General features: G+C 69.5%; 25 protein-coding genes. 11 read left to right on the forward strand and 14 right to left on the reverse strand.

The genetic code is table 11. The features are described from left to right. Positions 1-22: 22 nt before the first annotated feature. Complete coding sequence (gene uvrA, locus KOI47_RS22200) at positions 23-2,881, reverse strand: excinuclease ABC subunit UvrA (RefSeq protein WP_216206762.1); 2,859 nt, start codon at positions 2,879-2,881, stop codon at positions 23-25. A 181-nt stretch (positions 2,882-3,062) separates the two neighbouring features. On the opposite strand from uvrA, the gene KOI47_RS22205 reads away from it, so the two are divergent. Beyond that, positions 3,063-3,740, forward strand: a complete 678-nt coding sequence (locus KOI47_RS22205; RefSeq protein WP_216206765.1) for an MBL fold metallo-hydrolase — start codon at positions 3,063-3,065, stop codon at positions 3,738-3,740. 77 nt (positions 3,741-3,817) lie between these two features. Beyond that, entirely contained in the window at positions 3,818-4,252 is a 435-nt protein-coding gene (locus KOI47_RS22210; protein WP_216206768.1) for a VOC family protein, read from the forward strand. A 40-nt stretch (positions 4,253-4,292) separates the two neighbouring features. On the opposite strand, the gene KOI47_RS22215 is transcribed toward KOI47_RS22210, so the two are convergent. From KOI47_RS22215 to KOI47_RS22225, 3 genes are all read right to left on the reverse strand, one after another. Further along, complete coding sequence (locus tag KOI47_RS22215) at positions 4,293-4,526, reverse strand: hypothetical protein (protein WP_216206769.1); 234 nt, start codon at positions 4,524-4,526, stop codon at positions 4,293-4,295. Positions 4,527-4,578: 52 nt separating this feature from the next. Then, positions 4,579-5,454: an alpha/beta hydrolase gene (locus tag KOI47_RS22220; RefSeq protein WP_216206772.1), complete on the reverse strand. Its 876-nt coding sequence runs from the start codon at positions 5,452-5,454 to the stop codon at positions 4,579-4,581. A 72-nt stretch (positions 5,455-5,526) separates the two neighbouring features. Beyond that, on the reverse strand, positions 5,527-6,285 hold the full coding sequence (locus KOI47_RS22225; protein WP_216206775.1) for an SDR family oxidoreductase: 759 nt from the start codon (positions 6,283-6,285) through the stop codon (positions 5,527-5,529). Between the two features lie 102 nt (positions 6,286-6,387). Between KOI47_RS22225 and KOI47_RS22230 the strand changes: the two genes are divergently transcribed. Continuing rightward, a complete protein-coding gene (locus KOI47_RS22230; RefSeq protein WP_216206778.1) occupies positions 6,388-7,218 on the forward strand; it encodes a helix-turn-helix domain-containing protein in 831 nt (276 codons plus the stop codon). On the opposite strand, the gene KOI47_RS35805 is transcribed toward KOI47_RS22230, so the two are convergent. Then, the gene (locus tag KOI47_RS35805) at positions 7,177-8,166 is read right to left on the reverse strand and encodes a GbsR/MarR family transcriptional regulator (RefSeq protein ID WP_269756647.1); all 990 of its coding nucleotides are present in this window, start codon (positions 8,164-8,166) and stop codon (positions 7,177-7,179) included. The two genes, KOI47_RS22230 and KOI47_RS35805, sit on opposite strands and share 42 nt — an antisense overlap. A gap of 200 nt (positions 8,167-8,366) precedes the next feature. On the opposite strand from KOI47_RS35805, the gene KOI47_RS22240 reads away from it, so the two are divergent. The 4 genes from KOI47_RS22240 to KOI47_RS22255 are packed head-to-tail and all read left to right on the forward strand — an operon-like array spanning position 8,367 to position 11,997. After that, positions 8,367-9,302 carry an ABC transporter ATP-binding protein gene (locus KOI47_RS22240; RefSeq protein ID WP_232376168.1) on the forward strand — a complete coding sequence of 312 codons (936 nt, stop codon included), beginning with the start codon at positions 8,367-8,369 and terminating at the stop codon, positions 9,300-9,302. Continuing rightward, positions 9,299-10,147 (forward strand): ABC transporter permease, encoded by an 849-nt coding sequence (locus KOI47_RS22245; RefSeq protein ID WP_216206783.1) that lies wholly within the window; start codon positions 9,299-9,301, stop codon positions 10,145-10,147. Before KOI47_RS22240 ends, KOI47_RS22245 begins: the two co-directional genes overlap by 4 nt. Before the next feature lie 47 nt (positions 10,148-10,194). Then, positions 10,195-10,695, forward strand: a complete 501-nt coding sequence (locus tag KOI47_RS22250; protein ID WP_216206785.1) for a GNAT family N-acetyltransferase — start codon at positions 10,195-10,197, stop codon at positions 10,693-10,695. A gap of 51 nt (positions 10,696-10,746) precedes the next feature. Continuing rightward, positions 10,747-11,997 carry an HNH endonuclease signature motif containing protein gene (locus tag KOI47_RS22255; RefSeq protein ID WP_216206789.1) on the forward strand — a complete coding sequence of 417 codons (1,251 nt, stop codon included), beginning with the start codon at positions 10,747-10,749 and terminating at the stop codon, positions 11,995-11,997. Positions 11,998-12,025: 28 nt separating this feature from the next. Here the strand turns inward: KOI47_RS22255 and KOI47_RS22260 are convergent, their stop codons facing one another. From KOI47_RS22260 to KOI47_RS22275, 4 genes are all read right to left on the reverse strand, one after another. Next, a complete protein-coding gene (locus KOI47_RS22260) occupies positions 12,026-12,463 on the reverse strand; it encodes a hypothetical protein (RefSeq protein WP_216206792.1) in 438 nt (145 codons plus the stop codon). Between the two features lie 25 nt (positions 12,464-12,488). Beyond that, positions 12,489-13,685: a DUF6745 domain-containing protein gene (locus tag KOI47_RS22265; protein ID WP_216206794.1), complete on the reverse strand. Its 1,197-nt coding sequence runs from the start codon at positions 13,683-13,685 to the stop codon at positions 12,489-12,491. Between the two features lie 91 nt (positions 13,686-13,776). Beyond that, positions 13,777-14,346 carry a TOPRIM nucleotidyl transferase/hydrolase domain-containing protein gene (locus KOI47_RS22270; protein WP_216206797.1) on the reverse strand — a complete coding sequence of 190 codons (570 nt, stop codon included), beginning with the start codon at positions 14,344-14,346 and terminating at the stop codon, positions 13,777-13,779. A gap of 71 nt (positions 14,347-14,417) precedes the next feature. Further along, a complete protein-coding gene (locus KOI47_RS22275) occupies positions 14,418-14,960 on the reverse strand; it encodes a YceI family protein (protein ID WP_232376169.1) in 543 nt (180 codons plus the stop codon). 152 nt (positions 14,961-15,112) lie between these two features. Here KOI47_RS22275 and KOI47_RS22280 point away from each other — a divergent pair, with 152 nt between their 5' ends. Continuing rightward, complete coding sequence (locus KOI47_RS22280) at positions 15,113-16,252, forward strand: sensor histidine kinase (RefSeq protein WP_232376170.1); 1,140 nt, start codon at positions 15,113-15,115, stop codon at positions 16,250-16,252. Then, positions 16,249-16,902, forward strand: a complete 654-nt coding sequence (locus KOI47_RS22285) for a response regulator transcription factor (RefSeq protein WP_216206799.1) — start codon at positions 16,249-16,251, stop codon at positions 16,900-16,902. Before KOI47_RS22280 ends, KOI47_RS22285 begins: the two co-directional genes overlap by 4 nt. A gap of 18 nt (positions 16,903-16,920) precedes the next feature. On the opposite strand, the gene KOI47_RS22290 is transcribed toward KOI47_RS22285, so the two are convergent. Together KOI47_RS22290 and KOI47_RS22295 are read right to left on the reverse strand one after the other, a co-directional pair. Then, on the reverse strand, positions 16,921-19,164 hold the full coding sequence (locus KOI47_RS22290; protein WP_216206803.1) for a family 2 encapsulin nanocompartment cargo protein terpene cyclase: 2,244 nt from the start codon (positions 19,162-19,164) through the stop codon (positions 16,921-16,923). 193 nt (positions 19,165-19,357) lie between these two features. Further along, complete coding sequence (locus KOI47_RS22295; RefSeq protein ID WP_216206805.1) at positions 19,358-19,972, reverse strand: TetR/AcrR family transcriptional regulator; 615 nt, start codon at positions 19,970-19,972, stop codon at positions 19,358-19,360. Between the two features lie 97 nt (positions 19,973-20,069). On the opposite strand from KOI47_RS22295, the gene KOI47_RS22300 reads away from it, so the two are divergent. Then, the gene (locus tag KOI47_RS22300) at positions 20,070-20,951 is read left to right on the forward strand and encodes an alpha/beta fold hydrolase (RefSeq protein ID WP_216206809.1); all 882 of its coding nucleotides are present in this window, start codon (positions 20,070-20,072) and stop codon (positions 20,949-20,951) included. Between the two features lie 80 nt (positions 20,952-21,031). Continuing rightward, a complete protein-coding gene (locus tag KOI47_RS22305; protein WP_216206812.1) occupies positions 21,032-21,829 on the forward strand; it encodes a nucleotidyltransferase domain-containing protein in 798 nt (265 codons plus the stop codon). Between the two features lie 16 nt (positions 21,830-21,845). Here the strand turns inward: KOI47_RS22305 and KOI47_RS22310 are convergent, their stop codons facing one another. From KOI47_RS22310 to KOI47_RS22320, 3 genes are all read right to left on the reverse strand, one after another. Beyond that, positions 21,846-22,577 (reverse strand): GAF and ANTAR domain-containing protein, encoded by a 732-nt coding sequence (locus tag KOI47_RS22310; RefSeq protein ID WP_216206815.1) that lies wholly within the window; start codon positions 22,575-22,577, stop codon positions 21,846-21,848. Positions 22,578-22,604: 27 nt separating this feature from the next. Continuing rightward, positions 22,605-22,841 (reverse strand): hypothetical protein, encoded by a 237-nt coding sequence (locus KOI47_RS22315; RefSeq protein ID WP_216206819.1) that lies wholly within the window; start codon positions 22,839-22,841, stop codon positions 22,605-22,607. Positions 22,842-22,984: 143 nt separating this feature from the next. Then, on the reverse strand, positions 22,985-23,992 hold the full coding sequence (locus KOI47_RS22320; RefSeq protein WP_216206822.1) for a hypothetical protein: 1,008 nt from the start codon (positions 23,990-23,992) through the stop codon (positions 22,985-22,987). Between the last annotated feature and the right edge of the window lie 186 nt (positions 23,993-24,178).

Consider the following 24,178-nt stretch of genomic DNA (forward strand, 5'->3'; position numbering starts at 1 on the left):
TGCCGTGGCTGCTCGCTCCGGTTCAGCCCTCGATGATCGGTCGCAGGAACTGCCCGGTGTAGCTGTCCTCGTTCGCGGCCACGTCCTCCGGGGTGCCCTCGGCGACCACCATGCCGCCCGCGGAGCCGCCCTCCGGCCCCATGTCCACGAGCCAGTCGGAGGTTTTGATCACGTCCAGGTTGTGCTCGATGATGATCACGGTGTTGCCCTTGTCCACCAGGCCGTTGATCACCCCGAGCAGCTTGCGGATGTCCTCGAAGTGCAGGCCGGTGGTGGGCTCATCCAGCACGTAGACGGTCTTGCCGGTGGAACGCTTCTGCAGCTCGCTGGCGAGCTTCACCCGCTGTGCCTCGCCGCCGGAGAGCGTCGGTGCGGGCTGGCCGAGGCGCACGTAGCCGAGGCCGACGTCGACCAGGGTCTGCAGGTGGCGGTGGATGGCCTTGATCGGCTCGAAGAACTCGGCGGCCTCCTCGATCGGCATGTCGAGCACTTCGGCGACGGTCTTGCCCTTGTAGTGCACCTCGAGGGTCTCGCGGTTGTAGCGGGCACCCTTGCAGACCTCACAGGGCACGTAGACGTCCGGCAGGAAGTTCATCTCGATCTTGATCGTGCCGTCGCCCGCGCAGGCCTCGCAGCGGCCACCCTTGACGTTGAAGGAGAACCGGCCGGGCTGGTAGCCGCGCACCTTCGCCTCGGTGGTGGCCGCGAACAGCTTCCGGACGTGGTCCCAGACCCCGGTGTAGGTCGCCGGGTTGGAGCGTGGGGTGCGCCCGATCGGCGACTGGTCGACCTTCACCAGCTTGTCCACCAGGTTCAGGCCGCGCACCCTGGTGTGCCTGCCGGGGACCTGGCGGGCGCTGTTGAGCTTGTTCGCCAGCACGGTGGCCAGGATGTCGTTGACCAGTGTGGACTTACCCGATCCGGAGACCCCGGTGACCGCGATCAGGCAGCCGAGCGGGAAGGAGACGTCGATCCCGCGCAGGTTGTGCTCCCGGGCGCCGACCACGGTGAGCTGGCGCTTCTTGTCCGCCGGGCGACGGATCGCCGGGATCGGGATCTCCCGCCGTCTCGCCAGGTAGTCACCGGTGAGGGAATCCTTGTTGCGCAGGAGTTTCTTGTACGGGCCACTGTGCACGATCTGGCCGCCGTGCTCCCCCGCGCCCGGTCCGATGTCGACCACCCAGTCGCTGGCCCGGATGGTGTCCTCGTCGTGCTCGACCACGATCAGGGTGTTGCCGAGGTTGCGCAGCCTGCTCAGGGTCTCGATCAGCCGGTGGTTGTCCCGCTGGTGCAGGCCGATCGAGGGCTCGTCCAGTACGTACAGCACCCCGACCAGGCCGGAGCCGATCTGGGTGGCCAGCCGGATGCGCTGCGCCTCCCCACCGGAGAGGGTACCCGCGGCGCGGTCCAGGGAGAGGTAGTCGAGCCCGACGTCCAGCAGGAAGTGCAGGCGGGCCTGGATCTCCTTGAGCACCGCCCCGGCGATCATCGCCTCGCGCTTGCCGAGCACCAGCTCGTCAAGGAACTCGGAGGCCTCGCCGACCGACAGCGCGCAGACCTCGGCGATGGAGCGAGCGCCCTGGGTGACGTGCTCGAGGGTGACCGCGAGGATCTCCGGCTTCAGCCTGCTGCCCTGGCAGACCGGGCAGGGGACCTCGCGCATGTAGCCCTCGTAGCGCTCGCGCATGAACTCGGACTCGGTCTGCTCCTGGCGGCGCTCCAGGAAGGGGATGACGCCCTCGAAGTTGGCGTAGTAGGAGCGCTGGCGGCCGTACCGGTTGCGGTAGCGGACGTGCACCTGCTCGTCCACGCCGTGCAGCACGGCCTTCTGCACCTTGGCTGGCAGCCGCCGCCATGGAGTGTCCATCCGGAAGCCGATGGTGGCGGCGAGGGACTCCAGCAGCCGCTGGAAGTAGTCCGCGCTCTGCCCGCCGGCCCAGGGCGCGATGGCCCCATCGGCGAGGGACAGCTCGTCGTCCGGCACGACCAGCTCGGGGTCGACCTCCTTGCGGACGCCGATGCCGGTGCAGTCCGGGCAGGCGCCGTAGGGGGAGTTGAAGGAGAAGGAGCGTGGCTCGAGGTCCTCGATGGCCAGCGGATGGCCGTTCGGGCAGGCGAGGTTCTCGGAGAAGCCGCGGATCCGGTGCGGGTCGCCATCCGGCAGATCGACGAACTCGAGTTCGACCAGGCCGTCGGCGAGGCGCAGCGCGGTCTCCACCGAGTCGGTGAGCCGCTGCTTGGCGCTGGACTTCACGGCGAGCCGGTCGACCACGACACCGATGTCGTGTTTCTCCTGCTTCTTCAGCTTGGGCGGGTCGGTCAGGGGGTAGACCGTGCCGTCCACCCTGGCCCGGGAGTAGCCCTGCTGCTGCAGGTTGGCGAAGAGGTCGACGTACTCCCCCTTGCGGCCGCGGATCACCGGGGCGAGCACCTGGAAACGGGTGCCCTGCTCCATCTCGAGCACCTGGTCCACGATCTGCTGCGGGGTCTGCTTCCGGATCGGCTCGCCGCACTTCGGGCAGTGGGGCTTGCCGGCGCGAGCGTAGAGCAGGCGGAGGTAGTCGTAGACCTCGGTGATGGTGCCCACCGTCGAGCGCGGGTTGCGGGAGGTGGACTTCTGGTCGATGGACACCGCGGGCGAGAGGCCCTCGATGAAGTCGACGTCGGGTTTGTCCATCTGGCCGAGGAACTGGCGAGCGTACGCGGACAGTGACTCGACGTAGCGCCGCTGGCCCTCCGCGAAGATCGTGTCGAAGGCCAGGCTCGACTTGCCCGAACCGGAGAGGCCGGTGAACACGATCATGCTGTCCCGCGGCAGGTCGAGGTCGACCCCGCGGAGGTTGTGTTCGCGCGCTCCGCGAACGACGAGACGATCAGCCACCCGAAGGTCCCTTTCACTGGTCTGGAGTGCCGATAGAGCCGGCCGCCGCGATGCTAGGACGCACCACCGACAAGTTTGGTGGGGCCGCTCCGGGCCGGGCGTCAAGCGGAGATGCGGCACCCCGAGCGTACGCCGCGTGGGGGCGCGCGCTCGAACGGGTGGAACGACTACGGTGGGTTGGGTGAACGTCGTAGATGAGTACACCGGGCACGTCGAGCCCGGCGGGGATGCCACCCGGCGCACCCTGAACGCGCTGACCATCACCAAGCTGTCGGTCGGACCGATGGACAACAACGCCTACCTGCTCGTGTGCCGGGCGAACAACGAGGCGTTGCTGATCGATGCCGCGGCCGACCCGGAACGGATCTCGGACATGGTCGGGCACGGCCCCGACCGTCCGGCCCTGCGCACGATCGTCACCACCCACCAGCACGGCGACCACTGGCAGGCGCTGGGCGCCGTGGCCGGGGCGTACGGCTCGAACACCGCGGCCCACCCTGAGGACGCCGGTCCCCTGCCGGTGCCGCCGGACCTGCTGCTCGCCCACGGCGACACCATCCCGATCGGCGACTGCACGCTCGAGGTCATCCACCTGCGCGGGCACACCCCTGGTTCGATCGCGCTGCTCTACCGCGACCCGAGCGGTCACCCGCACCTGTTCACCGGCGACTCGTTGTTCCCCGGCGGCGTCGGGAAGACGACCTCACCGGAGAACTTCCGCTCCCTGATCGACGACGTGGAGCAGCGGATCTTCGCGGACCTGCCGGACGAAACCTGGTTCTACCCCGGCCACGGGGACGACTCCACCCTCGGCGCCGAACGCCCCAAGCTCCCCGAATGGCGCGAACGCGGCTGGTGAACCTTTGCCGAGTGGCGCCGCTCAGTGTCTGCGGCGGCCCAACTCGGTGAACAGCACGCGACCACTATGGTGGAGCGATGGCATCGGTCAAGCAGTTCCAGGTCACCTTCGACTGCGCGGAACCCGAGCGGGTCGCTCGTTTCTGGTGTGAGGTACTGGGGTACGTCGTGCCGCCGCCACCGGAGGGGTTCGCCAGCTGGGACGAGTTCGATCGGTCGCTGCCGCCCGAGCGTCAGGGTTCGGCGTTCGCCTGCGTCGATCCCTCAGGCGTGGGCCCGCGACTGTTCTTCCAGCGCGTTCCGGAAGGCAAGGTCGCCAAGAACCGGCTGCATCTCGACGTGCGGGCGGGCACCGGGCTCGTGGGCGAAGAGCGCCTCGCCACCCTCGAGGCCGAGTGCGCACGACTGGTCGCGCTCGGTGCGGTACGCGTACGGCTGCTGCCCGCCGACGGGGAGGAGGAGTCGTGCATCGTGATGCAGGACGTCGAGGGCAACGAGTTCTGTCTCGACTGAATGAGACCGGCCGAGGGGCGCGAACTCACCCCGCGGTCATTCAGTCGCCTCGCAGCGAACGGCGGATCTCATCGAGCCGGTCGCGGGCGGCCTTGTCGCGTTCGGCGAGTTCTTCCTCGAAGGAGGCCGCCTCCGGCGACTCGCCGGCCAGCTCGGCCGAACCGAGCGCCGTCGTGTACCGGCCCTCGATCCGGTCGCGCACGTAGTCGAAGTTCGGAACCCCCGCCTCGGTGTAGTCGCCTTCCGGCGGGGGCGGCGTGACATCATCGGACATGTACCCATTGTGCGCTCGGTGTCCGCCTCCCGCCGACAGGAGCGCCGGGCCCTCAGTGGGCGTCCAGCAGTTCCTTGAGTTTCGCGGCGAACGCGGCAGGCTGGCCGGGCATGCCGTACTCGTCACCGAGGAACCCGCCGTGGTCGCCGGGGAAGATGACCGGCTCGATGCCGAGGCGGGCGGCGACCTCGCGGGTCGCCCGCGCGGTCATCTGCCCCTCGGACTCGGTACCGGCGGCCAGGTGGATCGTGGTGGATGCGGCCGCCAGCGCGTCAAAGTCGAGTTCGTAGCTGGGGACGGTGAGCATGGCCGGACCCAGCAGGGGATCGTCCCGGCTCCCGTCGTCCTCTGCGGACAGGCCGAACTGCGCCGGGTCCGGCGCGGGCCGCTCGGACCAGTCCGCGGGCAGTTCGCCGGTATGGCTGGTCAGGGCGATGAACCTGGCCATGGCCGCGCCCATCCCCTCGCGCAGGTACGTGTGGTGGATGTCCCGGCAGGCCGCCTCGAGCTGCTCCCGGTCTGGCAGCACCGACACCGTCGGCGGCTCGTGCGCGACGAGGATCCGCACCTGTTCGGGATGGGCGGCGACCAGCGCCAGCCCGTTGATCGCCCCGCCGCTACTGCCGAAGATGTTCACCATCGGCAGGCCGAGGTCGTCGAGCACGCGGTGCAGGTCGTCGGCGTGCACATCCGGGGTGACCTCGGCGTCGTCGGTCCGCTCGCTGCGCCCGGTATGCCGCGGGTCGTAGGTCACCACGGGCCGGTCGGTGAGGTAACCGGCCAGCGTGCCGAACCCGGCCGCGTCCATCGGCGAGCCGATCAGGAACACGGCACGTTCGGCGGCGCCGGGGGCGGACAGGTCACCGCGGATGTCGTACCGCAGCCGCGCGCCAGGTACGTCGAGGATGCGGGTTTCGATGCCGGGCATGGCGTCTCCTTCGGGTGTCGACCGACCGTCAAGGTAGACCGCACCGGCGCACGGGTCCATCACATCCGGCGTTCAGCGTTGCCGCGCCGGCCGGACGACGATCTCGTTCACGTCGACATCGGACGGCTGATCGAGGGCGTAGCACACAGCCTCGGCGATGGCCCGCGGTTCGATGGCGCTGGCCCGGTAGGTCCGCATCGCCTCGGCCGCGCCCTGCTCGGTGATGGAGTCCGCGAGCTCGGAGGTGACCACCCCGGGCGAGATGGTGGTGACCCTGATCGCCGGATCGGACTCCTGGCGCAGGCCCTCGGTGATCGCCCAGGCGGCGTACTTGGTACCGGAGTACACCGCGCTGGTGGGCACGACCTGGTGGGCCCCGATACTCGCGATCGTCACGATATGGCCCGAGCCCTGCGCCGCGAACCGCGGCAGCGCGGCGGCGATCCCGTACAGCAGGCCGCGAATGTTCACGTCGATCATCCGATCCCACTCCTCGACCAGTAGGGAGTCCAGCCGGGACAGCGGCATGATCCCGGCGTTGTTCACGAGCACGTCGACCCGGCCGAACCGGTCCTTGGCGAACCGGACGAAGGAATCGACATCCGCCCGGTCGGTCACGTCCAGCCGTACCGGGTGCACGCTGCCACCGGAGCGCGCGGCGCGTTCGGCGAGTTCGCGCAGCCGGCCGGTCCGGCGGGCACCCGCGACCACCTGGTGTCCCTGGTCCGCGAGTCGCACGGCGATGGCTTCACCGATACCGCTGCTGGCGCCGGTGACGAGCACGACCTTGCGGTCGGCGGGGGCATGTTCTGCTGATTGGTTCGTCGGCATGCCCACGACTCTGGATGCCGGGCGGCCGCTGTGGGAGGGCGTTGTCTTCCTGGGAGTACTGCACCCGGGAAGATCCGGCCACCGCGACCTACGATGCCGGTTATGGCACGCTCCGATCTCGGCGCCTACCTCAGCGCCCGGCGAGCCGGGGTCCGCCCGGACGAGGTGAACCTCCCGCGCACCGGGCACCGCAGGGTCCCCGGCCTGCGAAGGGAGGAAGTGGCCCTGCTGGCCGGGGTCAGCGTGGACTACTACGTCCGGCTCGAGCAGGGCCGGGAACGTACCCCCTCAGCACCGGTGGTCGACGCGCTGGCCGCGGCGCTGCGGCTGGACGAGGACGGCCGCCAGCACCTGTTCCGGCTGGCCGGGCTCAGCCCGCGTGCCCGCGGCGCCGCCGTGTGCGAGCGGGTCGACCCGAGCCTGCTGAAGCTCATGGCCGACTGGCCGAACAATCCGGCCATCGTCTACAACCGCGCCCTCGACGTGCTGGCGTCCAACCCGATCGCCGACGCGCTTTTCCACGACTGGGGGCACCCGCGCAACCTGATGCACGTGGTGTTCACCGACCCGGCCGCGCGCGCCTTCTACCGGGACTGGCCCGAGGTCGCCCGCAACGCGGTCGCCGGTTTCCGGCTCGGCCACGGCAAGGCACCCGATGATCCGCGGGTACGGGAGGTGCTCACCGAGTTGGCAGGCCGGAGTCCCGAGTTCGCACGGCTGTGGGCCCACCACGACGCCCGGGGCAAGGCACTGGAACACAAACGCTTCGACCATCCCGGCGTCGGTCCGCTGACCCTGAGCATGCATACCTTCGACGTCCGATCCAGTCCCGGCCAGGAACTCGTGGTCTACCACGCCGAGCCGGATTCGCCCAGCAGTGAGGCGCTGGCGTTACTCGGCTCGTTGGCGGCCACCGCGCGTCGGGAGCCCTAGGCCCCGGATTGTCGCGTGCACCCGGTCGAGGGCGGTGCGCTGGGCCGCGCTGAGCCGGTCGGAACGCGCACCGATGGTGCAGGCGCCGGAATCGGTGCGCCCCAGCACGATCGGGTCGGTCGCCTCCGGGTGCCGCTCGGCATCCCGCAGGGCGTCGGTGACCCGGTCCGCGGGCCAGCCGAGCGCGGTCTCCAGCTGGTCCACGGTCAGTGGTGTACCGGCGTGCAGCAGCGCGGCGAGCACGGTCAGCGCGTCCTGGCCCGCAGCCAGGCTGGGGCCGCCGGACATGTCCTCGCTGAGGCGGGCGAAGAACCGGCCCATGGCCGCCAGCCGGTTTCCGGCCGGGGTGGCCGGGCCGAAGACCGTCACCCCCTGCTGCGCGGCCTCCGCCCACATCGCGTTGGTGCGCGCACTGGTCACCCAACTGCGGAGCCAGGCATCGTCGTCGACGAGGTAGCGCTCACGGCGCCGCGGGGAATCTCGTTCTCGCCGGATGATCTCCAGCCCTTCCAGGTAGCCGACCGCCTTGGACACCGAGGCGGGGCTGACCCGCAACCGCCGCACCAACTCGGCGGCGGTCAGCGCGCCCGCGTCGGTACTGACCAGGCAGGCGAGCACCCGCGCCGCCATCCGCGGCAGCCCGGCCTGGGCCAGCAGCCCCGCGAACCGGTCCACGAACTCGCGTACCACCTCGGGGTCCCGGCCACGGGTGTCCGGGAGCGGCTGCTCCGGCCGGGGCGCAGGCTTGCGCCGCCGGGCCCGCTCCCCGGTGGCATGCTGGGCCCGATCCGCCTGGTAGCTCTCGGACCCACCGTTGCGGGCCACCTCCCTGGCGATGGTAGAGGTCGGCCTGCCCAGCTGCCGGGCGATCTGCGCGTAACCCAGCCCTTCGGCCAGCCCGGACGCGATACGCCGCCGGTGCTCGTGAGTCAGCCTGCCGCCCGGCATCCGTGTTCGCCTCCTGATCGACGGGTCCGGTCCAGTGTGCGTTCACATTCAGGACATTGCAACGGTAGGTGAACCATACATTGCATTCACTGATTAGACCATTGCAATTACTGCTGTTCAACTCGCATGATCTGCGCTTAGTTCGTTGACGGAATTATGAATGCAACGTAGCCTTCGCAGATGTCGAAAGGATTCGGGCAATGAGTCGACGGGACCCCGACACGCGGGCCGTGCTGGACGTACGGGAGTTGCGCATGCGCTACGGAAGGACCGACGTCCTGCGCGATGTGACATTCCGAGCGCAACACGGGGAGGTTCTGGCTCTGCTCGGACCGAACGGTGCGGGCAAGACCACCACGATCGAGATCCTGGAGGGATTCCGAATGCGCTCGGCCGGACAGGTCGAGGTACTCGGCACCGATCCGGCACGGGCCGACGAGCGGTGGCGGGCCCGGCTCGGGATCGTGTTGCAGTCCTGGCGGGACCACGGCAAGTGGCGGGTACGCGAACTGCTCGCGCATCTCGGTTCGTACTACCGCTGCTACTCCACCGCGCTGGTCTCCCGGCCGTGGGACGTGGACGAGCTCATCGCGACGGTCGGCCTGACCGAGCATGCGGACAAGAAGATCAAGACGCTGTCCGGTGGGCAACGGCGCAGGCTGGACGTGGCGATCGGTCTGGTCGGACGCCCCGAGGTGCTGTTCCTGGACGAGCCAACGGCGGGATTCGACCCGCGGGCCCGGCACGAGTTCCACAACCTGGTACACGGGCTCGCCCGGCGGCAGGAAACCACCATCCTGCTCACCACGCATGACCTGGACGAGGCCGAGAAGCTCGCCGACCGCATTCTGGTCCTGACCGGTGGACGGATTCTCGCGCAGGGTACGGCGGCGGAACTCGCCCAGCGCATCTCCGGTGTGGACCAAGTGTGCTGGACCCGCTGCGGCCGCCGTTTCGTCCAGGAGACCGCCGAATCGACCAGATTCGCCTTCGAGCTGTTCCAACGGTACGGCGAGCAGGTCGTCGATCTCGAGATTCGGCGTTCCTCGCTGGAGGACACTTATCTTTCCCTGGTGCGGCAGGCGGAGTCCGGCCATGGCGGGGCGAGGCCGGACGAGTGGGAGGTGGCCAGGTGAACCCAACCGTGACAGCCCTGCGCGCGGGCTGGTCTCGCGGCCTGATCGAGTTGCGGCAGTCCTTCACCAATGGCGCGGACCTGTGGAACCATTTCTTCTGGCCCGGGCTGATGTTGATCGTCGTCTACCTCTTGCGGGACGTTTCCTTCGGGCAGAGTGGATTCGCTCTCGGCACCCTCATCCTGCCGAGCATCCTCGGCATGAACGCCGCGATGGCGATGGTCACCATGAGCCAGCTGCTCGCCATCGAACGCGAGGACGGAACCCTGTTGCGGGCTAAGGCGACGCCGAACGGGATGCTCGGCTACCTGACCGGAAAGATCGTCTCGGTGTCCGGCAACGTGCTCATCGATCTCGCGATCTTGCTGGTTCCCGGCCTGGTCATCGTGTCCGGCCTCGCGGTCGGCAGCCTGGGCACCTGGCTGACCTTGGGCTGGGTACTGGCGCTGGCACTGGTGGCCACGCTGCCGATCGGCGCGGTGCTGGGCTCACTGGGCACCAGCGCGCGCAGCCAGGGGCTGGTCACCCTGCCGATCCTTGGCATGATCGGGATTTCCGGGGTGTTCTACCCGATCGCCGCGATGCCGGAATGGGTGCAGTGGCTCGCCCAGATATTCCCGATCTACTGGCTCGGTCTCGGCATGCGTTCGGCTCTGCTGCCGGACGTCGCCGTCACCGTCGAACTCGGCGAGTCTTGGCGACACCTGGAAACCGCCTGCGTGCTGGGTGCCTGGGCCGCCCTCGGCCTGATCCTGGCGCCGATCCTGTTACGCCGGATGGCACGCCGGGAATCGGGCTCGAACGTGGCCCAGCGCCGGGAAAGAGCCCTGCAACGAATCGGGTAGGCCTCGGCACGCTCCTGGAACCGTCGGCGCGCCGCTACGCTTTATGAATGGCAACCGACGACGACTCCGTGACGCTGCGTCCCGCCACCTCCGAGGACGCGAGCGCGATCGCGGACATCTGGCAGGCCGGATGGCGCGACGGCCATCTCGGGCACGTTCCCGATGCGCTTACCGCGGTGCGGACGGCGGAGTCCTTCGCAATCCGGGCCGAGCAACGGGTCGGCGACACGGTGGTGGGGACCGTCGGCGGCGCCGTGGCGGGGTTCGTGATGGTGGTCGACGATGAGGTGGAACAGGTGTACGTAGCTGCGGGCCACCGCGGGAGCGGTGTTGCCGCCGTACTGCTCGCCGAAGCGGAACGTCTGGTCGCCACCAACGGCCACGAGTACGCCTGGCTCGCCGTGGTTGCCGGGAATGCCAGGGCCCGCAGGTTCTACGAACGCAACGGATGGACCGACGAGGGGCGTTTCGACTACCCCGCCGCGACCGAAGCCGGTGCGATCCCGGTTCCGGCACACCGTTACCTGAAGCGAACACGGTCCGCGTAGATCACCCGATCGTGTTCGAACACATGAGCGAATTCACAGTATCCTGGGGTTGTGACCAGGACTTTCGGCATCGACACCTCCCGCATGAGCGAGGAGGAACTCCTGACCGCGCTGGGCGACCTCGAACAGCAGCGGCGGGCTCTGTATGCCCGGGAGCTGGCGGTCCTGGCCGAACTCGACGGCCGCGACACCGCGAACCAGCAGGGCTACCGCGACCTGCCGACGTTGACGCGGGAGATCCTGCGGCTCAACCCGTATGACGCCCGCCAGCGCGTGGCCCACGCGCGGGCGGTGGTGCGGCGCTACGGACCCGGTGGGATACCGCTGGAGCCCGACCTGCCCGAGGTCGGTGCCGCCGCGGCCGAGGGCGTGATCGGGCCGGAACACATCGAGACCATCCGCGCCACCATCACCCGCTTCCCCCAGCCGGTCAGCCTGCCCGACCGGGAACACGCCGAAGCGCTGCTGACCAAGGCCGCGCGGGAGTACGAACCCCACACCATCACCACCCTGGGCCGGGAAATCCTGGCCCGGCTGGACCAGGACGGCACCCCACCCACCGAAGACGAACTCGCCCGGCCGGAACGCGCCCTGGACTGGCGCGAAACCCGCGGCGGACGACTCCGCGGCACCTTCGACCTCGACGCCGAAACCGCCGCCTTGTTGACCGGGCTGATCGAACCGAGGGCGAAACCCTCCGGCACGAAAGAGGAGCCGGATCGGCGGAGCAAGTTCCAGCGCCAGGGGGACGCGTTCGCCGACGTGCTGCGGGTGGCGGCGGGGTGTCCGGAGGAGGGGCCGACCGAGGCGGGGGAACCCTTCACCGTCATGGTGTCCATCACCCTGGAGGATTTGAAGCACGGCACGGGGTACGGGCTGCTGCATGGGCAGGAGTCCTACTCCGCCGCGCAGATCCGGCGGATGGCCTGCGACGCGTATGTCGTGTCCGCCGTCCTCGGCAGCAAAGGCGAGATCCTCGACATCGGACAACGCACCCGCGCGGTACCCCTCGCCATCCGGCGCGCACTGATCCTGCGGGATCGCGGATGCGCTTTCCCGGGATGCCGGAAAAAACCCAAACAATGCGACGCGCATCACGTGATTTATTGGGCTAATGGGGGACCAACAGCCCTGCACAACCTCACACTCCTCTGTTGGTACCACCACAACCTCATCCACCACACCGACTGGCAAGTCAGAATGCGCAACGGACTACCCGAGTTCATCCCACCCGCGTTTCTGGACCCGGAGCGAAGACCCAGGCGCAACCTCCTCCACCGCCAAGGAAAGGGGGCCGAGTAGATCTTGCGTCACACGGCCACATATTCCATTAGTCGGCGATGAGCATATTGCCCTTCCGGGCACCGACACCACGTTCCTGCTGACGGCGCACCAGCCAGCATCCGGCCGCCACTCCGCTGCCACCGTGCTCCGGATGCACCAGGTAGGCCGGTGCGGTGTTCTCGAAGGCCACGATCCCGAGCCCGAGCGGATCGCGCACCGCGGTGGTCCACTGGCAGGCACCTGATTCGGCGACGAGGGTGTGCGGGTTGTTGCCCGCCGCCCCGCGGACCAGTTCCACGCCTTCCAGCGGTACCGGGCGCCAGCGCGCCCCGATCAGGAGGTCTACCGGAGTGAGCATGGACAGTGGGAGGACGATCAGGTCGCCCTGGGCCTGGGGGCCGTCGAGTACTGGAATGGTGGCCTGCCGTTCCAGGTGGTCCAGCACGTCGAGTCCGGTTCGGTCGAGCAGTTCGGCAAGGTCCATTGTGATCACCTGTAGGTACGAAGGGTCAGGTACGGCGGCGCAGCAGGGAGTACTGGGCTCCACTGAGCCCATAGGACCAGCCGGCCGCGTCGATCGGGTCGTCGAACCAGGGCGGCACATGCAGCCCGTACTGACGGCGGGTGCCGTCTCGCTCGACCGAGCCGTTCACTACGTGCAGCAGGCGGGCCGGGGTGACTCCCCGGTGGCGGGGCAGGTCATAGAGACTCAAGTCGCAGCCAGGGTTACCGGGGTCGGCGGTCCTTCCGATGAGCGTCAGGCCCGCCCGGTCGATGAAGGCCTGCCAGCCGATGCGCTCGATCGCGCAGCGGCGCACCTCGGCGTTACGTTCCGAGGTGATCCGCCGCACGGTCGGCGCCTCGATCACCCAGGACGGCACCCAGGTGCCGTGCCAGGCATGTACGGCCCAGCCGTCCGGGAAGACCACGGATGGGCCATCGGCGTGGTGCAACCGCACCTCGTCGTAGGCGGTGCCGGGCAGCGGTTCGGTGTGGACCGCCGCCGGGCGTTCGGCGATGACACACCTGTCCCCGCGTGGCCACCACCAGCCGCCGGAACGCGCGATGGTGGCCCACAGCTCCAGTTGCTCAGCATCCGCCGCAGGCAGCGGATTGCCGTGCAGGAGGCGGCTCGCCTCGTACCGCGCCACCAAGTCGGCTTCATGCTGGCCGTACCAGACCAGACCGAGCCGCTCGGGCAGCTCTGCCCGGAGCACTCCGGCCACCGATTCCCTGGCTACCCGCCGCAGTACGTCGCCGATTCCTTCGTCCACAAGAGACTGAATGGTGGTACCGGAACGCAGGGCGGACAACGGATCGGCGGGCGGACCGGCGGTGTTCATCCACGGTTCCCTGTGGCCTCCGGTGTACCAGTCCAACCGTCTGCGCAGAGTGGACGCCAGGGTCGCGATCCGGCTTTCCACCGGCCACGGACCGCCCAGCCGGAGGGTGGGCGGCGGCGGGAGCAATCGCATGGCCGCGGCGGGCGAATCCACCCATACGAACCTCGGGCGAGGCTCGCCGAGCAACGCGTACAGGCCCGCTATGGCCTCCTCGGTCGCCTTCCGGTCGGCCGGTCCGGTACGAAGAATGTGGCGCTGCCACTCGGCCCGCAGTGCGACCGCACGCCACCAGAGCTCGATTTTCGCGGCAACATCCGCCGGGACGGCACGAGAGCGGGCCTTTCGCCCGCGCAGCCCGCTCAACGCGGCAGGGCGGATCCGCCCTTTCGATCAGACATGGTGCCGATCATGGCAGCCGCGAACCTCGCCCGCAACCATCGCTCGGTGCGCCGGCTCAGACCTGGGCGAGCACACGCTCCAGCGGTTCGGGCGGCCGCGCCGGGTCCAGTGCCTCCACGAGTAACCCCGCATACCGGGCCTTCCGGCCGGAACGGCAACCGAGGAACCGGCGCAGTTGCCTGCCGAGCTCACGATCACGCTGGGCGGGCTGCTTCTGCAGCACGCGGAAGGAAGCCAGCTCGCCCTCCGCCGCGAGCGTGCGCTCGACCCGATCCGTTCCCAGCGCGCGAATCAGCTCGTCCTCCAGATCCACCACGCAGACGTGGAAGCCGAGCCTCGCCATCTCCGCCCTGGACAGTGCGGCGCCGTATCCGGTGCGTTCCAGTGCACGCCGGACGTGGTGTTCTTCGGCGGCGTCGCACATCCCGGCCAGCCGCAGGCCACGTCCCCGTGGGCCGAGCCGTTCCAGGAAGTGACCGATGTTGGTCACACCGCCCATCGGCACGACCACCACCCCCTCAGCCCGCAGGTCCCTGCCGCGCAACCGGGCCAGGGTCTCGATCGCGCGGCGGTCACTCGGGCCCTCGACCAGGATGGCGGCCCGGTCACCTTCGCCGGGGTTCACCGGTCCTCCCGCCCATGGCCGTTCATGACCACTGGCTATCACAACCGGCGCCGGACGGCCTCCGATTTAGCTCAGCCAGCCCGCCCGGCGATAATTTCCAGCCGCAGGTCCAGGTAGCGCCCGGTCATCCCCTTCATCGCGGTGATGCCGAACTCGTAGCGATCCACCCTGGCCGAGGCCCGCGCGCGCAGCAACGACCCTTCCTGGCGTACCTCCTCCACCGGCACCTGGATCTCGCGGGCGCGGCCCAGCACGGTCAGCGACCCGGGCAGCACCCAGCGTCCTTCCACCCGCTCCGCCCGGTCCGCGGCGAAGGTGATGTCCGGATGTTTCTCGGTGTCCAGGTACTGGGCCGAACGCACCGTGACATCCCGCGCGGACAGCCCGGTGTCGAAGCTGCCCGCAGCGATGCTCGCCCGCACGGTGGACCCGGACACCGGGTCGGCGACGTGGATCTGCCCTTCGCGGAGCCGGAAGGTGCCCCGCACCGCGGCGAGGCCGAATATATGCCGGGTGGTGAACGAGACCGCGGAGCGCTCCGGGTCGATCCGGTAGTCACCCACGGCGGGTATCTCGATCTTCGGGTCGTTCATGAGGTACGTCCTTTCGTCCATGCGGTCCTCCCGCGATCCGATACCGCCAGCATCGCGGACCGCGCCCGGGGGCGCGTCGATCGCACGGCCACCGCCGCACCGACCAGGGTGGCGCCCGGGTTCGACTTTGGTCGCTGTCCGCACCCACCGGGCCGCCCGTAGGCTCGCCTGCCGTGTACAGGAATCCGGTCTGCCGACGGTGGGAACCGCTGGTGCTCGCCGCGGCGGGCCTGCTCACCGCGGCGACCGCGTACGGCGAGTACGCCGGGGGCAGCCGTGGCTGGGCGCTCGGCGCCGACCTCGCCGCCGGGTTGGTGGCCTGCGGGTTGCTGCCGCTGGTGCTGCGCAGGCCGGTCCACGGCGCGCTCGCGCTGGCGGCGCTGGCCGCACTGGTGCCGACCGCGACACCCGTCTCCACCATCGGCACCCTTCAGGTCGCCCGCAGCCGACCGTTCCCGGTGGCGGCGGCGGTGGCCGGGGCCGGGGCCTGCGCGCATGTCCTGCGTGGCCTGTGGCAGCCGCTGGGCGGGCTGTCCTTTGGCTGGTGGCTGGTGCTGGTGCTGCTCGGGCACGCCGCCCTGCTCGGCTGGGGCGCGCTGGCCGCGGCCCGCGGGGCGCTGATCGACACGCTGCAGGAACGTGCCCGGCGGGCCGAGACCGAGCAGGGCCGCCGGGTTGCCGAGGCCAGGGCGGCGGAACGGGCACGGATCGCAAGGGAAATGCACGATGTGCTCGCCCACCGGCTGTCCCTGCTGGCCACTTACGCGGGTGCGCTGGAGTACCGGCCGGATCATCCACCCGAGCGGCTCGCGCACGCCGCCGGGGTAGTCCGCACCGGCGTGCATCAGGCCCTGGACGAGCTCAGGGAGGTGATCACCGTGCTGCGCGAGGACACCGGGGGCGACGGCACCGGACGGCCGGTGCCCGGAATATCCGATCTGCCCGAGCTGGTCGAGGAGTCCAGGGCCACCGGCACCCCGGTCGAGCTGCGGGACGGCCTCGCCGATCCGGCCGCGCTGCCCGGCCCGACCGGGCGCACCGCCTACCGCATCCTGCAGGAAGCGCTGACCAACGCCCGTAAGCACGCCCCCGGCCTGCCGGTCAGCATCACGCTGGACGGCAGCGCGGGAGATCAGCTGCTGATCGAGGTGTCCAACCCGCTGCCCGGCGCCGCCGGCCCGCCTGCGGTCCCCGGCACCGGAACCGGACTGGTCGGGCTAACCGAGCGGGTGCGGCTGGCCGGTGGGCAACTCGACCAGCTGGCAAGGTCCGGCGAGTTCCGGCTGCACGCCCGGCTACCGTGGCCGGCATGAACGACATCGTCCGCGTACTCGTGGTCGACGACGATCCGCTGGTCCGGGGCGGGCTGACCCTGATGCTCGACGGAGCCCCCGGCATCGCGGTGGCCGGCGAGGCCGGGGACGGGGACCAGGTACCCGCGGCGCTGGACGCGCACGCCACCGACGTCGTGCTGATGGACATCCGCATGCCGCGGCTGAACGGGATCATCGCCACCCGGCGCACCCGGGCCAGGGCGAACCCACCCGAGGTGATCGTGCTGACCACCTTCGACACCGACGAGAACGTGCTGCTCGCCCTGCGCGCGGGCGCGAGCGGATTCCTGCTCAAGGACTCCCCGCCCACCGAAATCGCCGGGGCCATCCGCACCGTGGCGGCGGGCGACCCGATCCTGTCCCCCGGGATCACCCGGCGGTTGATGGACCGGGCCGCCACCGAGGCCGGTTCCTACCAGCGGGCGCGCAGCGCGCTGGACACGCTCAGCGCCAGGGAACACGAGGTCGCGGTCGCCGTGGGCCGGGGCGGCAGCAACGCCGAGATCGCCACCGAGCTGCACCTGAGCGTGGCCACGGTGAAGGCGCACATCACCCGAATCCACACCAAACTCGACCTCGGCAACCGGACCCAGATCGCGCTGCTGGTGCACGACGCCGGGCTGTGCTGAGCGCGCTGTGCTGAGCGCTCAGCGGGGCCCGCCGGAGCCCGCGCCCACCCTGGCCGCGGAGGTACCGAGCCCGGTCGGCAGGAAGCTGAACTCCGCGGGCGCGCCGGGGAACCGGTTACGTTTCAGCTCCGGCTCGGTGTAGCGCACGCACTTTCGGTGCCATTCCAGGATCCCGGACATCCACTCCTTGAGCTCGTCGGCATGCCGCTGGACGATCTCGCGGGCCTCGTCGTCCAGCTCGAACTCCTCGAACAGGGCGGGCAGCTCGTTGGCGATGATGTGCTCGAACTGGAGCATCCGCGCGGCCATCAGCTCCGCCACGATGTCCCTGGCCCGCAGCCGGTCCACGTTCAGGAAGTTCTCCACCACCAGCACCAGGTTGTGCACCTCGCCCTCGTACTCGATCTCCTTCTGGTAGGAGAACAGGTCGTTGGCGAAGCAGGCATAGTCCTGCGCGGCGGTGTCCAGCTCGTGCATGGTCCGCGTCCGGTACAGCTCGGCGGGCACCCGGTCGGCATAGGAGAGCCGGGCCAGGCTCTTGGTCATCTCCGAGCCGAACGTCCTGCGCCGCATCTCCACGTAGTCGATCGGGTCCGGAACCCGGTTCTGGGCCTGATTGGACAGTTCCCACAACCAGCTCTCCAACATTTCCTCGACCGCGAGGCGGAACCGCTGCCGGTTCTCCTGCGGCATCGGCTCGGCGGTGCGCTGCCACAGGTCCGCGAGGCCACGTTCCAGCGGGTTCAGCGGCTCCGGGGTTGGGCCCATGTCCAGCGGCATGAACTCGGCAAGCCGCGCGTTGCTCGCCCGCGCGCCCGCAAGGTCCCGGCGATGCCCGAACACCACCGGGTAGTAGTCGTCACCATAGGTTCCCCAGGCGAGCCAGTCCGAGGACAGGTAGAGCTCTTCCAGGGTTGCGTCGGCGTGGATCATCGCGGCGCAGTGCGGAAGATCGAGGCCGATGAACCGGCGTTCGTCCCACACCCCGCCGTGCTCGACCCCGGGCACGGAGTCCAGCATGCCCATCCGCCGGGCCCAGTCGACCGCGTAACTGCGGGCCGCGTCCAGATGCGGGCTGGTACGGATGGGGAACGGCATGTACAGCTCGGGCAGCGGCAGCGGGCCGACCGGCTGGAACGGAACATGCGCATGCTGCTCGGCCCGGCGACCCGCACCGATGCGCAGGGTGGCGGCGATCCGGCCTGCCGAGGTGCCGAGGCCGGTCGGCCCGCCGAGTGGGCCCGCCTGGCCCGCGGAGTCCGCGCCCTCGTTCATGTACCGGCTGGAACGCACATGCCACTCGTGCCCGCCGGACTGCCAGTCCTGCAGGCCCTTGGTGTAGGCGGCGATCGCGGCCTGGTCCTGGCATGGTGCCGCGCGGTCGGCGCACAGCGCGGGAACATCGGCCAGCGCGGTGCTCTCGAACTGCTGCAGGCGCGAGGTCAGCAGATCGTTGACCAGTTCGGCTGCCTCCTGGGTGGAGCAGTCGAAGAAGCGCTCGAACACCAGTACCGCGTTGGAGTTCTCCCCCTCCTCCTGTACTTCTCGCTGGTAGGAGAACAGGTCGTTGCGCAGGTGCACGGCATCGGCGAAGGTGTCGGCGAGCACCTGCATCGGCCGGGTCTCCGCGAGCAGCGCGGGAACCTCGGCGCCGACGGCGTACTCCACCAGGTTGGCCGACCAGGGCGCCCCGCCGACCCGGCGGCGCATCTGCACGTACTCGATCGGGTTCGCGATCCGGCCCCGGTCGATGTTGTCCAGCTCCCACATCGACTCGACCATCAGGTTGTGCGTGCTGGTGATGAAACGCTGCCGCCATTCGGATGACATGGCGGGAACGGTGCGCTCCCACAGATCCTTCAGCCCAGCCTCGGCGGGGTTCTCCGGTTCCGGCGGTGTTTCACCCTCCAGGGTCATGAACTGCTCGAGCCGGTCGAGATAGGCCTTCGCGCCGGCGCGATCCCGGGAATACTTGAACTGTTCGAGGAAATCGTCGTCGAAGAAGAACACCCATACGTACCAGTCGGTGATCAGGTCCAGGGTCGGCCCGTCACAGTCCGGATGGGTGTACGCGCACATCAGGGCGTAGTCCATCTGGTCAAGCGCGGCCTGGTCCCACACGACGCCACCGCCGGGCTTCGGCGCGTCCAGCATTCCCATTCGTCGCGCCCAGTCCGAACTGTGCTCCCTGGCGCGTTCCAGATGCGGATTGATCCTCGCCGGATAAGGCACGTAGAACTCGGGCAATGCAAAAGCCTGCATGGGCGCGTACTCCCTCGGCCGACTGCGATGACTGTGTCCAACCTGGCCCCACCTGGTCCAGCTCGCTGCATGACATTCGCATTCGGCCACTCCGCGCTGCAACGTCCAGCTGAGCGTTGTTCGGCACGTTCGGATGAATGGCCGAGCGCACGCACAGTAGTACCGCGGGTGAATCCGGATATCCGGACGCGGCTCAGTCCGGCCGTGGCAGCAGGCCGTTCGCCACCATCTCGGTGGCCGCGGCCAGCAACCGGCGCAACCCGGCCTCGTCCCGGTGCAGGGCGTCCGGCCGCCACCCGAGGCTGATGATCCCGTTCCAGGCCGACCACAGCACGGTCGCGGTCTCCTCAGGGTCGACCGGGCGCAGCTCCCCGGCCTCGATCCCCTCCCGCAGCGCGCGGACCAGGCGCTCGTTCTGCTCCCGCACCGCGCGGGCGAGCCGTTCGGTCAACTCCCTGCCTGCCGGGTACTGCCCGGGGGCGTTCGGGAAGGCCAGCATGCGGAAGTAGTCCGGGTGGGCGAGATAGAACGCCAGGTACTCCTCGGCCGCGGCGTAGATCCGCGCGATCGGTGAACCGGCGCGGCGGTAGGCGCGGTCCATATAGTCCCGGTCGAGCCGGATGGCCCGCTCCAGCACCGCAGCGTGCAGCCCCGCCTTGGATCCGAAGTGGTTGTACACCGAGCCCACGGCGACTCCGGCCCGGCCGGCGAGCTCCTCGACCGTCACCTCCTCGGCGGACCGCCGCCGGAACAACTCCTCCCCGGCGCGCAGCAGCGCTTCGATGGTGCGGGCCTTGCGGGGATCCATCCCGATCCTCTCTTGTAACGATTGCAAGAAGTGTCCCGGCCTGCTAGCGTACCGGCACGGTTCTTGTAATGGTTCCAAGAACTTTCGGAGGCCACCCATGGCGGAACCCTGCGGGCGGGACCCGCGGCTGGGGCAGGCGAAACAGGTCCGGCTGCCCGCGGGAACCGTGCGCTACCACGAGATCGGGAGCGGCCCGGTGCTCGTGTTCGTGCACGGCTACCTGGTGAACGCCGATCTCTGGCGCAAGCTCGTTCCGCTACTGGCCGACCGGTTCCGGTGCATCACCCCGGACTGGCCACTCGGCTCGCACACCTCCCCCATGCGACGCGAAGCCGACCTGTCGCCGCCCGGCATCGCGCGGCTGATCGCGGACCTGCTGGAGGCATTGGACCTACGCGAGGTGACCCTGGTCGGAAACGACTCCGGCGGTGCCTACAGCCAGCTCGTGGCCGCGCACCACCCGGAACGGCTCGGCGGGCTCGTGCTGAACTCCTGCGAGACACCCTGGTGCTCGTGGCCACCGGGGCCGGGTGGGTTCGGGCTGCTGAAACTGGCCGCGCGGCACCCGGCCCCGCATCGCATCCTCTACCAGCCGTTACGGCTGCGCCTCAGCTGGCGGCTGCCCAACACCTACGGCAGCCTGGCGAAGTACCCGATCGAAGCGCGGGTGATGCGCGGCTACGTACGGCCGGTGCTGGACAGCACCTCGGTCAGGCGCGACGGCCGCAAGGCGATCGGCGCGGTCTCCGCCAGGTTCGTCCAGGAGGCGGCCCAGCGGCTGCGGTCATCCTTCCCCGGACCGGTGCTGTGCCTGTGGGCCGCGGAGGACCGGGTCTTTCCCCTTACACACGGACAGAGTTACGCCGAACGGATCGGCGCCACCTTCCGTACCGTCGCAGGCTCGTTCACCTACACCGCGGAGGATCAGCCCGGACGCACGGCGGAGGCATTGCGTGGTTGGCTGGAACAGCCAGCCTGAGGTCCACTGTGGACTAAACTGGTCGCACCAGCCGGAAAGTCCGTACCATCGGCGGGCACTCGCGTGTCAGGATTCGCGCCATGACCGCAACCGCGAGGCACACCGAGCACGGCAACCGCGATATCGCGCTGGACGGCGAGATCCTGCGCACCGTCGTCGGTTCCGGGGTGCACGGCATCGCCATCGAAGGCACCGACGACCACGACGAGATGGGTGTGTTCGTCGAGCCTGCCGAGCATGTCCTCGGCATGCGCAAACCGGTCGAGCACTATGTGTTCCGCACCCAGCCGGAGGGTGTGCGCTCCGGCCCTGGCGACACCGACCTGGTGGTGTACTCGCTGCGCAAGTACCTGCGCCTCGCGATGAAGGGCAACCCGACGATGTTGCTGCCGCTGTACGCGCCCACGGAGGCGGTGGTGGCGCTACGGCCGCTCGGCGAGGAGCTGCGCGCACTCGCCCCCGCGGTGCTGTCCCGGCAGGCTGGGCACCGGTTCCTCGGCTACCTGGACGCCCAGCACCGCAGGCTGCTGGCGCACGGGCAGCAGGGCAGGATGCCGAAGCGGCCGGAACTGATCGCCCGCTACGGCTATGACGTCAAGTACGCCTCGCACGCGCTGCGGCTGGCCTACCAGGGGCTGGAGGTCGTCCGGGAGGCAAGGCTCACCCTGCCGATGCCCGAGCGGGAGCGGGAGCACGTGCTGCGGGTGAAACGCGGCGAGCTGCCGCTCGAGGAAGTACTGCGGGACATCCTGGAGGTCCGCACGGCGGTGACCGGACTGCTGGACGCGGGCCGCACCCCGCTGGCGGCCGGGCCGGACCTGGACCGGATCGCCGGATGGGCCACCGATGCTCACCGCAGGCACTGGTCCTGGAACTGACCCGGCCGGAGGAAAGTCAGGGCCCGCCCGGGCCCGCAGGCGGGTCGCCGTCCGGGAGAGCCCGGCCGTCCAGCACCCGGACGGCCAGCTCCCGGACGGTGCGGCGGTTCCTGCGGGCGTTCCCGCGCAGCACGGCGAACGCGTCGTCCACCGGGATGCTCATCCGCTCGGCCAGCGCGCCCTTGGCCTGCTCGATCAGCACCCTGCTGTTGAGCGCTTCCTGGAGCTGGCGATTGACGGCGGCGCCGTGCCGCACCGCACGTTCGTGCACCAGGCCGATGGTGGCGACATCGGCGAGCGACTGCCAGAGGTCGAGGCTGTCACCGCTCAGCGGGGCCGGGCTGAACGCGTTCATCGCGCCGATGGTGTGCTGCCGGTGCCGCAGGGGCACGGCGTACACCGTCAGGAACCCGGAGGCCAGCGCCTCGGGGGTGAACTCGGGCCACCCGGCCGTTCCCGCGGCCAGGTCGGTGTGCTGCACCCGGCGCCCGCTGTGCAGGCAGTCCAGGCATGGGCCGGTGCCCTTGCGCAACTGGAGCAGCCCGAGCTGACGCACCCGTTCGGTGGAGGCGGCGATCAGGCTCGGCTCACCGGATTCGTCCTCCAGCAGCAACCCGCAGTCGGCGATATCGAGCAGCTCCGCGGATCGGTGCACCACGGTGTCGAGAAACTCGATCAAGTCGAAATCACCCCGTACGGTGTCGGCCACCTCGACAAATGCCCGATAGACCCCCCGGTCGCCTTTCATGATCTCCTCCCGTCCAGGCCGCGTGATTCACCTCCGCGGCGCGAAACGGATCTCTCCCGTGATCACCCGTTCGCCGAGATCCGCCATATCCAGCCCGTATCTCCGTGCGCGAACACGCAACACCTCGATCGCTTCCTCGATGGTCAACCCGAGCTGCACGCTCACCATTCCGGCCGCCTCATGCACATTACCCGGGAGCAGCAACATATCGAGATCAACAGCGATCGGCCGACACGCGGAATCAACACCTTCGTCCTCGACCATCGGACATCCATTTCTCCGGCGAGTTGGCGTCGATCGGTACCGAGGAACGAGGCCAGCAGCAAAGACGGCACGATCGACCGGTCATTGCCATTGTCTGGCTCGCGGGAACACGCTGCCACTCGGCTGGGAAACGCGGCCGCGTTTCATTTCCGGCGGCCACGCCCCTGCCGGTCCGGTACCGACTGCCGCGCCACGAACTCGGCGATCCGCCCGGCAACCCGTTGCGCCTCGACGCTGCCGAGATGCTTGCCCAGCTCCCGTTCCAGCACCACGAACCGGTTCCGCACCCGAGTGGAGCGCAGGGTGGCGGACAGCTCCAGTGCACGCAACGCGGTCGCGAGCCCCTGCTCCAGGTCCCCGGCGAGGATCCGGTTGATCGCCAGCGAGATCTCGGCCAGCGAGCGGCTGCGATGCCTGCTGTTCCCGTAGCCGGTCAGTGCGGAGCTCAAGGTGACGATTGCCGAACGGGTGAAGCTGACATCCACGTACCGCGCCAGCTCGGTGTGCGCGCTGCCGATCATGGCCGCGATCTCCGCGGAGTCGACCAGTTCCGCCCACGGCGGCGCCGTCTCGGTGTCGGCCTGGGAGAAGTGCGCCACGGCACGCCCCAGCATGCTCAGCGCCTGCCTGCTGTCCCCGAGCTGGGCCAGCGCCCTTGCCTGATGCACGAGCAGCACGGCCTGCGTGACCCCGGGATCCCCGTCCTGCTTCGCGGCGTGCTGGCCAAGCCCGAACTGGCGGATCGCCTCGTGCGCGGTGCCCTGATGCAGGTAGACATGCCCCATCCGGTAGCGCACGTCCGCGAGCAACCCGTAGTTCCGCTCGGCGGCGGCCAGGGTCAGCGCGCTGTTGAAATGCCCGAGCGCGGTCGCGGTGAGGCCGCTGTCGAAGCTGACCCATCCGGCGAGGTTGTGCTGATCGGCCACCGCCGGGTACAGCTCGGCGCGGACCCGCTGGGTGCTCGCGGAGGCCAGCATGCGTCTGCCCGTCGACAACGCCGCCAGCACGTCGGCCCGGCAGGCCCGGCCGCCATAGCGATGATCCGCCACCCGCAACGTCCTGGTCAGCAGTTCCAGCCTGCGCACGTCGGAGACGCCCACCCGCGCCGATGGCCGCACCAGTAACTCGGTTGCGGAGTTGACTACACCCATCAAAGTCACCCGACCAACATTCGAACACGAAAGTCGCCGGGGTCCGGGGCGAAAGGACGACAAGCAGGATCCCGCACCCATGCGGGGTTTGGCTAGGGTCCCCGGGAAAACGACAACCCTTGCGCCCCCGGTCACCGGGTCTCCTCGGCGGCACCCGCCCGGACCAGCGGCGGGTCCGGCCGCCGG

The sequence above is a fragment of the Amycolatopsis aidingensis genome (assembly GCF_018885265.1).
Classification (GTDB): domain Bacteria; phylum Actinomycetota; class Actinomycetes; order Mycobacteriales; family Pseudonocardiaceae; genus Amycolatopsis; species Amycolatopsis aidingensis.